This is a genomic window from Sphingorhabdus sp. EL138 (assembly GCF_945862485.1).
Taxonomy (GTDB): domain Bacteria; phylum Pseudomonadota; class Alphaproteobacteria; order Sphingomonadales; family Sphingomonadaceae; genus Sphingorhabdus_B.
Genome location: NZ_CAMAYF010000002.1, coordinates 41156 through 53013, shown reverse-complemented (window position 1 = coordinate 53013; position 11858 = coordinate 41156). Strand labels below are relative to the sequence as shown.

8 protein-coding genes are annotated in these 11858 nt (G+C 51.9%); 4 read left to right on the top strand and 4 right to left on the bottom strand.

Annotation, left to right across the window (positions count from 1 at the left end; translation table 11 throughout):
- Positions 1-2: 2 nt before the first annotated feature.
- The 4 genes from Q0O33_RS01415 to Q0O33_RS01400 all read right to left on the bottom strand — a co-directional run bounded on the left by Q0O33_RS01415 (position 3) and on the right by Q0O33_RS01400 (position 6103).
- Complete coding sequence (locus Q0O33_RS01415) at positions 3-752, bottom strand: type II secretion system protein N (protein WP_295495072.1); 750 nt, start codon at positions 750-752, stop codon at positions 3-5.
- 245 nt (positions 753-997) lie between these two features.
- A complete protein-coding gene (locus Q0O33_RS01410) occupies positions 998-3679 on the bottom strand; it encodes a TonB-dependent receptor (RefSeq protein ID WP_295495068.1) in 2682 nt (893 codons plus the stop codon).
- Positions 3680-3759: 80 nt separating this feature from the next.
- Positions 3760-5340: a hypothetical protein gene (locus Q0O33_RS01405; RefSeq protein WP_295495066.1), complete on the bottom strand. Its 1581-nt coding sequence runs from the start codon at positions 5338-5340 to the stop codon at positions 3760-3762.
- 283 nt (positions 5341-5623) lie between these two features.
- On the bottom strand, positions 5624-6103 hold the full coding sequence (locus tag Q0O33_RS01400) for a hypothetical protein (protein WP_295495063.1): 480 nt from the start codon (positions 6101-6103) through the stop codon (positions 5624-5626).
- A gap of 121 nt (positions 6104-6224) precedes the next feature.
- Here Q0O33_RS01400 and Q0O33_RS01395 point away from each other — a divergent pair, with 121 nt between their 5' ends.
- The 4 genes from Q0O33_RS01395 to Q0O33_RS01380 all read left to right on the top strand — a co-directional run bounded on the left by Q0O33_RS01395 (position 6225) and on the right by Q0O33_RS01380 (position 11844).
- Complete coding sequence (locus Q0O33_RS01395) at positions 6225-8438, top strand: TonB-dependent receptor (RefSeq protein ID WP_295495060.1); 2214 nt, start codon at positions 6225-6227, stop codon at positions 8436-8438.
- The gene (locus tag Q0O33_RS01390) at positions 8438-9772 is read left to right on the top strand and encodes an ectonucleotide pyrophosphatase/phosphodiesterase (RefSeq protein WP_295495058.1); all 1335 of its coding nucleotides are present in this window, start codon (positions 8438-8440) and stop codon (positions 9770-9772) included. Before Q0O33_RS01395 ends, Q0O33_RS01390 begins: the two co-directional genes overlap by 1 nt.
- Positions 9773-10018: 246 nt before the next feature.
- Positions 10019-10789, top strand: coding sequence for a UDP-2,3-diacylglucosamine diphosphatase (locus Q0O33_RS01385; protein WP_295495326.1), 771 nt, complete (start codon positions 10019-10021; stop codon positions 10787-10789).
- Complete coding sequence (locus Q0O33_RS01380; protein WP_295495056.1) at positions 10786-11844, top strand: glycosyltransferase family 1 protein; 1059 nt, start codon at positions 10786-10788, stop codon at positions 11842-11844. The genes Q0O33_RS01385 and Q0O33_RS01380 overlap by 4 nt, the downstream gene beginning before the upstream one ends.
- Positions 11845-11858 lie beyond the last annotated feature (14 nt).

The following is an 11858-nucleotide window of genomic DNA, read 5'->3' as shown; positions in this document are numbered from 1 at the left end:
CACTATTGTTCCAGATTTAAAGCGATGGGGACTTTTGAACCGCCGCGTTCGATTTCGACGCTTATCCGCGCTCCGGGGCGAAATTGGGCGATGACATCCGTGGCGGATGAGACGGGACGACCATTGACGGCAACAACGATATCGCCAGCTTGAAATCCGGCGAGCTTAAGCATTGTCCCATCATCCTGGGCTTTCAAAACAAGGCCGGTTACCCTGCCCCCTTCGTTACGGGGCGCAAAGCCAATGGCTTTTTGCAGCGTTTGGGCATTCAGTCCTCCTGTATCGGACGCAGCGGGTGCGGCCTGCGGCGTTACTTCAGACGGGCTCACCGTTTCCGCTGGAACAGACTGATCCAAATACAGCGATTCCTTCACGCCGCCGCGCGACAATATCACATGGTCAAAGGCAATAGCGTCCAAAGTCACGCCCGGCGCGACTTCTTCACCCATGGCAAAACTATTCTGGACACCATCCTCACCGGCAATAATGGCGGATCCGCCGCCCGAGCTTTCATTGGTGCGCACGCCGAACAAAACCAGATTTAACGATGTGACATTTTGCGTGGTCGCAGCGGACGTATCGTTGCGGTAAAAAGGATCAAAACCGCTAAAAAGCGCAAGTCGACCGGACTGTGAAACAATATTGACCGACGGCGCACGCCATCCGGCAAGCGGACCAACCGGTGTAACAACGACCCAAAAAAGACGGGCGACTTGAATAGCCAAAAGGATAAACATAAGTGCAATAAGCACATTGCCGATTGGCGGCAGAGAAAACGCACGAGATTGCGCCCTTACCCTTTCAGCCAATGATCCAGCCACAAAACCCCCTTGGCGATTCCGCCCTTTGATGTCGGACTAAGACGGCGTTGTGACTTAAAAGTGAATTTAAAATGACAGTTTCGTGACACTCAAGCCCAACAGCATGTACGATACATAAAACAACGGCGGCACGTTGAATACAACATGCCGCCGAATATCAGGGGCCAGTAAATCCCTTAAAAGTTCAGTTCGACGCCAATTGAGGCACTGATACCCTGCTTGTAGCGGTTGTAGAAAATCACGTTTTTACCGCTTTCCTGCCGCTCCTGATACCTTGTGTTGGTTAGGTTGCGCAGTTCAAACTTCAATTCGGCTTCCTTGCCACCAAGCTTGAAGCCTTCACGCGCAACAAAATCTAACTGGATGCCAGGGCGTTCCTTGATGTCGGGTTGTCCCGATGCGCCTCGGCTGGTGACTCGGTCGGTTGCGTATGTTAACAATATGGTCTGCTGTGACAAACGTTCGGTGTCTTCCAACCCAAATTGCAGATTGACAAGATGATCTGACTGGCCAGTCAACGGCGAACCATCAGTGAAGTAGTCGAGCGCGCTTGTTGAGGTTGAGTTGAACACAGCAACGGGGTCGCCTGTCTTCACGCTCAGCTTTGACTGTGTGTAGGTGTAATTCGCGATAGCCACAACGCGGCGGGTCGAGAAGAAACCCTCTTCACCTAAGCCTGACAGGTCGAAATATTTCTGCGTTTCGATTTCTACACCGTACAAATCAGCCTTTGGCGCATTGGCAAAGCTGGTTACGACCGAGTTATCATCAAAACTAGAGAAGGACTCGATGGGACTGTCAATTCGTTTGAAGAATGCCGCAACTGTAAAGCGTTGGTCACGATCGAAATACCATTCGTACCGCGCTTCTGCGTTATACAATTGGCTGTCAGTCAAAAACGGGTTCCCGCGGAACAAGCGGTTGGAATCGGTGTCATAGAAATTCTGGAAAATCAGTTCGCGGAATTGCGGACGGGCAATTGTCTTTGACCCGCTTACACGGAATTTCATTTGGTCATTAATGTCCCACGTCAATGTCGCGGCGGGCAACCAATATGCACGGTCAAGATTGGTGGAGGCTAACGACGCCGTAGGCACAGTGAAAACCTGAACCGGGGCAACAGATTGCGTCGCCTTTTCGTAACGTACACCGATGTTCAGGCTGATTTCAGGCGTAATGAATGCCTGAATCTGGCCATAACCAGCATGGGTAAGCAATCCGGCATCAAATACCGGGTTTGCTTCGTTGGTGTCGATCAGTGCGATATTGTAAAAATTTATCACATCCGGCTGCAGCAAGAAATCCGGACGGAACAGTGCCGAAACGATTGGTGTCCCACCTGGCGCAGTAAACAAAAAGTCACGACGCTCGGTCCGACGTTTGGTATCAGCATAAGCATAACCAACCGTACCAGTCATATCAGGCGTAATCTTGAACGACAAATCGGCACTTCCCGACCAAAGATCCTCTTCTAGGTAAGAATAACTTACCTCAGCACTACCCTGCTGTCCGTTGTTCAGCCGGTTGATGAAAACCTGTCCAAAAGGATCTGACGCTTGGTTACTGCGATAATATTCAAAACTGAATTCATCAGGCGCTTCCCGCTTTGAATTGGCAAAGCCGGCACGGAAGCTGAAGTTCACCTCAGGCGATAGCTTGAATTCGCCAACAAGTTGCGAATTAATCAACTGCCGCTCATACCATGCCGTGTCCTGCTGCAACAATGTAGCAGTAGGCGATGTCGTCTGGCGTGTACCAATCCCTAACCGCGCTTGTTTCAACGTGTCGCGGATAAAGACATTGGTCCAACGGACCTTTTGCTCGCCCGCTTCAATGCCAAAGCCAACCAGACCGTTAACAACGAGGCGGTTGTCCGTTATAACTTTCTGAAAATCAGCTTCTTTCTGGCTCAAATCAGCCGTCGACGCGGTTTGCTGCAGCGTGTCGCGTGTGCGCCATTTGTTACTGTAGCCTGCGTTGAATAAGATACCCAATGTGGCATCGTCACCGATTTCGAAATTGGTGCCACCAGTAATATTTGCAGAACCATTAGCTGGCAGATTATTGTCGCGCTGCACTACGGCATTGCGTCCTGTCACCAACTGGCCTGCGATGGCCTTCGTATCCACGCCGCCGGTACTGATGCGATTTCCGCTGGCGAGATAACCCGCCAAGGCTGGCTTCAGATCACGATTCCCATTGTCAAAGCCGCTCCAATCGGATGAGCTACCATAATATGTGTAGCCGAGCTGATTGGTTGTTTCGCCGTTGCCGCTAGCGTCCGCACTCACCGTCAGAAATGTTTCGCGCGGAATAGCCTTAGTGGTCAGGTTGATAACACCACCGCCAAATTCGCCAGGGAAGTTGGCGGAATAGGTTTTCTGCACAAGTGACGAAGCAATTACGCTGGTCGGGAACAGATCAAGGGGAACAACGCGTTTCAGAGGTTCAGGGCTCGGCAATGGCGAACCGTTCAGCAATGCCAAAGAGTAGCGATCTCCCAAACCACGCACATAAACAAAACCGCCGCCAACGACGCTCAGCCCGGTTACGCGGGAGAGAGCACCGGCAATATCGCCTTCGCCCGTCCGTTCAATATCTGCGGATGACAGAACCGACACAACTTGCGCTGCATTTTTTGAGATATTGCGATCCAAATATCCACGGACAACAATTTCCTCACCACCGAAGGAGACATCAACTTCTTCTTCCACCGGCTCATCTGCGGTTTCCGTGGCTGCGCCTTCTGGCGTTGGTTCTGATGCCGCAGGCTCAGCGCTTTGCGCGAATGCCATCGATGGCGAAACAAGTGCGGACGTTAAAAGCAACAGGCTGATTGCCCCGAATGGCTTCAACATTTTCATTCCCTTTTTATGATGTAAAAATGGGGTGGGGTGCTTGGACAAGCCTGCACCCCACCCCAATCCATGACTGCCTATCAAAAGGTAGGGAGCGAGGTGCAAAGACCAGTGACGCTGGTACCAAGAGAGGCGGTAGCACTGTTGCAAGTCCAACCCGCGTACCAAGTGTCGTTCGCATCTTTCACAGCACCAATATAGGTTGTAGCGTCGAAATAAGATGCGATGGTGCTTGCGTTGAATGCCGCCACTGCCGTTTCACTTGCACCGTTGATGAACAACGATGTGAGAGTTGGCGTGAACGCGCTGTTATTGCCGTTGCTACCCGAACCGAAGATAGCACTGACTTGAGCCTCAGTTACGGTATTTGCCCCTGCAAAGGCAGGCGTTCCGCATTGCATCACCACTGAACGAAACACTGGTGCGCCAGCCTCATCAATCGAGGCATCGGCTGTGGTTGCGGCCGTTTGAGCTCTACTGATACGCAAACATGTAACCGATGGGCTGACTACAACGCCATTGAACATGCTGTAATCTGTACCACCGCGAAGCAACATTGAAACCCCGTTACCGGTGTTGTTGCGCTGAATGAAAGTAAAGTTCGACAGGCGTGTGTTCTGACGTGGCGTATTCCCATCGACCGTGTTGTCTGAGTCAGCTTCAATCATCGAGTCGCCGGCACCCTGACGTTGAACGGCCAACACATATTGGAAGTTCGCCTTAACGCCAACATCGGTATCGAGATTGTCATCGTCAGCGCCAATAGACACGAAATACTTCATGTTCACAGTGCCACCGAAGAACTCGGCACCATCGTCGGAGCTGTTGAACGACTGGATATTGTTCAGAATGGTACCTGAGCCGGTCCCACCAGTCGTGAGCGACTGAAGTTCGGAGTTACCCGAAAGCACAAATCCAGAGAAACGAATTTGGACAAAGCTCATCCGACCGCTGTTATCTGTCGATGTTGCACCACCGTAGCGAGCAGGATCAACTGCGCCCTCAACTTGACGTTCGCAATCAATCGTGCCGGGCGTAGCAGCCGGAGCCGCACAATCAGTAATTGGAGCACGACCGTTAAGAACTACGCCGCCCCACTGACCAATCGAACTGTCAGAGTTGAGACCAAGCACGTTGTCGCGACTGGTAAAAACGATCGGGAGCGCAGCCGTGCCAACCGCACTGATACGGTTGCCGCGGTTTACATTCAACCATGACACGCCGGTCCCGCCGTAAACGACTACGCCGGGTGCAATTGTCAGCACTACATCGGTTGGATCGGTGGTTTCTTCGGTTGGTCCTTGGTCCGTTCCGACATCAACGCGACCGCCAAGGCGATACAACAGGCCTGGAACCTTCGTGAGCGTGGAGCTTGCTGTTAGAACTGAGGGCAACGTGCAAACACGATATGTGCCCGTTGGGCCAGTGATCGTGCCATCGTCAGTCAACTGAACTGTGTTACCAATCGTGGGGCAACCTGTTGCAGCCGTAACACCTGCTGGTGGCGGCGGTGGGGGTGGGGGCGGAGGAGGAGCGGCTGGGTTGTTGATGGTGATGTTACCACCGGTGCCTGGCGACGCGATATCATCAGCGCCACAACCAGTTACAAGGACGGCTGCTGCTGTCGCATATACGATCCCGCGCAATTTTGGGTTTAACATTCTTAATCTCCGCAACAAATATGACTTGCCCGATTATAGGCAGATGCAACGGACCAGCGACGAATCAACATAGGCCCCACCCGTTGACACTGCGGGAGTTAGAAGCCCCCTGTGACATGACTGTGCGTATCGCATTGCAGTTGGAAGAAAGTTTTGCGTCTTTAATATTACAAAATGTAAAAAGGCCATTATTTCGGCCATGGCGCTAAGATAACAAAAAAAGCGAGCCAATATGGCTCGCCTATCTTTGGTGTTAACAATTGTAAATTACAGCGACGGTAACTTAGCGCGTTGCCACCCGCGTTTGCAAATTTGCGTACGCCTCGCGTGCAGCATCCTTGGAATTCATCACGCGGCCATCGGCTAGAACCAATTCCACGCTTTCACGCGCCTGCATTGCGGCCTTGAAATATCCCGCGGCTTGATCGGTTTGCCCCATCCGTGCATAAGCGAGTCCAAGATTGAGCAGTTTTGCGGGGTCATGCTTGCTAACCTGCTCGCTTGCCATGATTTGAGAGATTGCCCGCTGATTATCACCGCGCATCAGGGCCTCATATCCAATCGAGCCCCGAGGGTATGAAATTTCGCCGGCAATGCCCGGCGCCGCCTGTGCTGTAACTGAAATAGTTCCTGCGACTAATGCGCCCAACAACATCATTTTCATAGCATCTCTCCTTATCCTGAATTCAATATTACACTTTAATGACACTCTTGCTATATTAATGTCATAAAATTGTAATGAAATAAAAAATGCCGGGATCATTTGTAAAAAGCCGCAATATTTCAGACATATATTTATTACAAAAACCACATAATAACCGCATCAAAACGCCACGCGGCTTCCCTAATGCGCCAGTTCAAACACAATCAGGGAAGGAAATATCATGCGTAAATTGTCAGTAACTCTTTTGGTAGGCGTCGCCATTGGGTCAGTACCCGCCATGGCACAACAAACCACTGCACCCATTGCAGCCGACTCGGACGAAACAGAGATTGTTGTATTCGGCAAAGGTGAAACACGGCAGGTACAAGAAGTTGGCAATAAAGAGCTTTTGATACTCGCCCCTGGCACAAGCCCGTTGAAGGCAATTGAGAAACTTCCCAGCGTCAATTTTCAGTCCGCTGATCCCTTCGGCACCTATGAATGGTCAAGCCGCGTATCGATCCGCGGGTTCAACCAGAACCAGCTTGGGTATACTCTGGACGGCATTCCATTGGGTGACTCGTCGTACGGCAACAACAACGGTCTACATATCGGCCGTGCGATCATTTCGGACAATATCGGTGTGACTCGCGTGTCGCAGGGCTCGGGGTCCATTGGAACACAAGCAACAAATAACCTTGGTGGTACGCTTGAATTCTTCTCCGCAGATAACAGTGACGGTTTTGGCGTTGACGGCAACGTGACATATGGCTCGTCGAACACAATGCGCGCCTTTGGCCGCGTCAATTTTGGCGAAGCAGGCGGTATCCGTGGTTTTGTCTCGGGCGTCTATCATAATGCCGAAAAGTGGAAGGGTGGCGGTGACCAACGCAGCACGCATCTAAATGCCAAGGCGATCGTCCCGGTAGGCGAAGCAGAATTTGATGCGTATTTTTCATACTCTGACCGCGCTGAGCAAGATTATCAGGACCTCTCACTCGCGATGATCAAGCGCCTTGGCTACGACCATGACAATTATTTCCCTGATTATGCCAAGGCAATCGCAGCGGCGCGTGGCGTCTTTGTGGCCCCCATCAACAATCTGGATGACAGCTATTATGATGCATCGGGACTTCGCAAGGATACGCTTGGTGCTTTCGGCTTAACTACTCCACTGGCCGATGGCGTGACGTTTAAGGTTAAGGCTTATTATCATGATAACACCGGCCAAGGGACCTGGGGCACGCCCTATGTTGCGAGCCCGAATGGCGTTCCAATGTCTGCACGAACCACCGAATACGATATTCAGCGCGGCGGCGTATTCAGCTCGCTAAATGCCCAAGTCGGTGATCATGAGATTACCGTCGGCGGCTGGTATGAGCATAATGATTTTACCCAAGCGCGGCGTTTTTATGCCTATGAAAGCAACACCAAGCCAGGGCTTGATCACAGCAAGTTCCTTCGCAACCCATTCTTCACGCAATGGCTATTCGATTTTAACACGGACACGTTGCAATATTATGTGCAGGACAAGATCAGTTTTGGCGATTTGACCGTCAATCTTGGTTGGAAGGGCTTTCAGGTCAATAATGAAGCAAACCCTCGCGTGAAAGGGTCGCTGTCCGCTGGCACAATCAAGTCACAGGATTGGTTCCAACCGCATGTCGGCGCCGCCTTTAAGTTGAGCAATCAGGCAGAGGTCTTTGGTGGCTTTACCCAAGTCACGCGTGCCTTTGTGTCATCAGCCACGAGTGGCCCTTTTTCAACGACCCAAGCCGGATTTGATGCGCTTATCGCGCGCGGTTTAAAGCCAGAAGGTTCGGACACATTTGAACTTGGTGCCCGTTATAACGACAATGTCTTCAACGGCGTCATCGGGGTTTATTATGTCAATTTCCGTAACCGTTTATTGGGTGTACAAACGGGTGCAGGTATCGTGGGCAATCCTGCCATTTTGCAGAATGTCGGCAGCGTGCGGTCCATCGGTTTTGAAGCTGCTGGTGACGTTCGTCTTGGTGGCGGTATGACATTGTTTGCGTCATACAGCTATACCGGCGCAACATACCAAGACAATGTCGTCACGCCAACGGCTACCATCGCCATTAAGGGCAAGGACGTTGTTGATACGCCAAAGCATTTGCTACGCAGTGAAGTTGCCTATGACAGCGACACATTTTTTGGTCGCCTCGGCGCCAATTATATGAGCAAGCGTTACTTTACATATCTCAATGACCAATCGGTGCCGGCACGCGTCCTGTTTGATGCAACATTGGGCTATCGCTTTGATGCTGGCATGCGCGTTCCGCTTGAACTGCAATTGAATGCAACCAACTTGCTCGACAAAAAATATGTCTCCACCATTGGTTCAAACGGTTTTGGCAATAGCGGCGATAACCAAACATTGCTGGCGGGCGCACCGCAGCAATTCTTTGTAACCTTGAAGGCTGGTTTCTAATGAAATCAGCTTTGTTGATCGGCAGCGCGCTCCTAATGGGTGCGCTGCCGTCAGCAGCTTTGGCTGAGCCCGTGCTGCTGATCTCCATCGACGGGCTACAGCCAGATGATGTCATTGAAGCGGAAAAGCGCGGGATCGATATTCCAAACCTGAAACGCTTCATCACGCAAGGCAGCTATGCCCAAGGCGTGCGCGGCGTCCTGCCAACGGTAACATACCCAAGCCACGCCACATTGCTCACGGGCGTCAGCCCATCGCGGCACGGAATTGTCGCCAATAACAGTTTCGACCCCCTGCAAATCAACCAAGGCGGTTGGTATTGGTATGCCAGCGATTATAAAGTGCCGACCTTATGGGATGTCGCGGCAAAGGCAAAATTGACCACTGCTAATGTGCATTGGCCTGTCAGCGTCAACGCCAGCACTATAAAATGGAACATCCCGCAAATCTGGCGCACCGGCCATTCGGATGATGCCAAGCTGATGAAGTCACTTGCAACCCCGCGTCTTATTGAATCGTTGGAAAGCGAATTAGGCGACTACGCCCCCGGCATCGATGAAAGTATAGAAGGAGATGAGACCCGTGGCCGCTTTGCAACGGCACTCATTACGCGTGAAAAGCCGTATTTCACGACCGTTTATCTGACGGCGCTTGACCATGAGCAACATGAAAAAGGTCCCGATACGGCGGCTGCGCATGCGGTACTGGAGCGGATCGACGCTATCGTAGGAAAGATAATCGCAGCACAAATTGCGACCCAGCCTGATAGCGTTATTGCTATTGTTTCCGACCATGGTTTTTCAAAGGTGGATACCGAGGTAAATCTGTATCGGGCATTCATTGACGCGGGTTTGATTGTCCTCGACGCCAACGGCAAAATCAAAGATTGGGAAGCCAGTCCATGGAATTCGGGCGGATCATCGGCGATCGTTTTGAAGCGACCATCCGACCCATCGTTACGCGCACGCGTTTCAGGGCTTTTAGCACAGTTAAAGGCTGATCCTAAGAACGGCATAGCCGAAATAGCCATCGAATCGAAAATCGCCGAGTACGGAGCGAATCAGCAGGCAAGCTTCTACGTCGGCTTTGTTCCAAATGCCTATGCTGGCAGTTTCAAAGGCGCAGCGGCACCTTTAGTCAGCCCGTCAGCCAGTAAAGGCACGCATGGTTATTTTCCTGACAAGCCGTTCATGCGGTCAAGTTTCATGATTATGGGCGCGGGCATTGAAAAAGGACGCAATTTAGGCGAAATCGACATGCGCGCGATTGCCCCTACCCTTGCCAAAGCCATGGGGTTGACACTTCCGGATGCAGAGGTTCCAGCCATCAATTGACTGCGTTGATATAAAATTGACTGCGTTGATATAAGGTCGATGGCAAGAAAACTGTCATCGATCTGCAACGCACCTGACCCATCGGACAGCTACCCAAAATACATCTGATGGGGGTATAAACAGATGACTCATACTGCATTTAGCGATTCTGTCACGATTGACGCGCCGCGCCTTGCGCCGGATAATAAAACGCCAAAGCTGCCAACCTGGTTCGACAAACCTGAGCCGCGAAGCTTTCAGCCAAAGATGAAGTTACGCACGGTTTGGATATCGGACGTCCATCTTGGCACGGCGGGATGTCAGGCCGGATTGCTCAGCGATTTTCTTCATTCGGTTGAGTGCGAAACGCTGTATCTGGTTGGAGACATTGTTGACGGTTGGCGCTTGCGTAAGGGCTGGTATTGGCCAGACCAGCATAATGAGGTCATTCGACGGGTGTTGAAAATGGCGCATCGCGGTACCCGTGTCATCTACATTCCTGGAAATCATGACGAGATGTTTCGCGATTATGCGGGCCTCAGCTTTGGTGGCGTTGAAGTGCAGTTGGAAGCAATTCACACCACTGCTGACGGGCGAAATTTGCTTGTCACGCATGGCGACGCTTTTGATGGTATTGTCCTATATGCTCGCTGGCTCGCATTTTTGGGTGATCAGGCTTACACATTACTGTTGAAGGCTAATATCGTCCTCAATGCAGTCCGGCGCAGGTTCAACATGCCATATTGGTCGCTTTCGTCTTACCTCAAAAAACGTGTTAAAAATGCAGTCCAATATATTGGCCAATATGAAGAAGTTGTGGCGCGTGAGGCATCGCAGCGCGGCGTCGAAGGTATAGTATGCGGTCATATTCACTGCGCGGAAATCCGCCAATTTGGATCCATTACTTACTATAATGACGGTGATTGGGTTGAAAGCTGCACCGCGTTGACCGAAGCCAAGGATGGTACAATGTCCATCATCGACTGGGCAGCCCATGTACGCAATAGCGCCGCGCAACGAGTGGCAGCGGAAGCATGAGACTGGCCATCGCGACGGACGCTTGGGCACCGCAGGTCAACGGCGTCGTCCGCACGTTGACAGAAACAATAAGCCGCCTGAAAGCGCGCGAACATGAGGTCGAGGTTGTTGCACCTGACCGGTTTATGACCATTCCCTGTCCCGGTTATCCTGAAATCCGTTTGGCGCTTGCACCCCGCTTCGGTGTGCGTAAGGCTCTGGGAACATTTAGCCCCGACATTGTCCATATTTCAACCGAAGGCCCCATTGGCTGGAGCGCACGCGCTTGGTGCATAAAGCATAATGTTCCCTTCACCACGGCTTTTCATACCCGGTTTCCGGAATATGTCGCCGCACGCACACGGCTGTCGCCGGACTTCATCTGGCCCATTATGCGCACATTCCACAACGGATCACGCGCGGTCCTAACGGCGACACAAAGCCTGCGGGACGAACTGGAAAGCCGAGGCATTAAGCCAACACAGCTTTGGTCGCGCGGAATTGATCATGCCCTATTCCACCCAGATCAGGCCGATCATCCAAGTCTAAAGCATCTACCCAAGCCAATTTTGTTGTCAGTCGGACGCGTGGCCGTGGAAAAAAATTTAGAGGCCTTTCTTGACGCCGATGTTCCGGGAACAAAGGTCATTGTCGGCGACGGTCCTGCGCGCGCGCATCTTCAAGCACGTTATCCCGACGCCGTCTTCCTAGGCACTCGCCATGGCGCTGAATTGGCAAGCATTTATGCCTCTGCTGATGTTTTTGTATTTCCAAGCAAGACCGATACTTTTGGACTTGTCATGCTTGAGGCGCTGGCAACTGGCGTACCGGTGGCCGGCTATCCCGTGCAGGGACCATTGGACATTATCGGGACGGAGGGTCGCGGTCCGCATGGCACGTTAGACCGAGCGATTGGCTGCCTTAAGCCCGATCTGGCAGAGGCAATTATCGCGGCGCTGGCGCTTGATCGGGCCGATGCTGCACATTATGGGGCCCAATTTTGCTGGGAAAAATGCACGAACCAATTTGTGGACGGTATTACAAAGGCAGGGAATTCAGGAGCACTCGCCGCGTAAGCAAATGGCAAAAA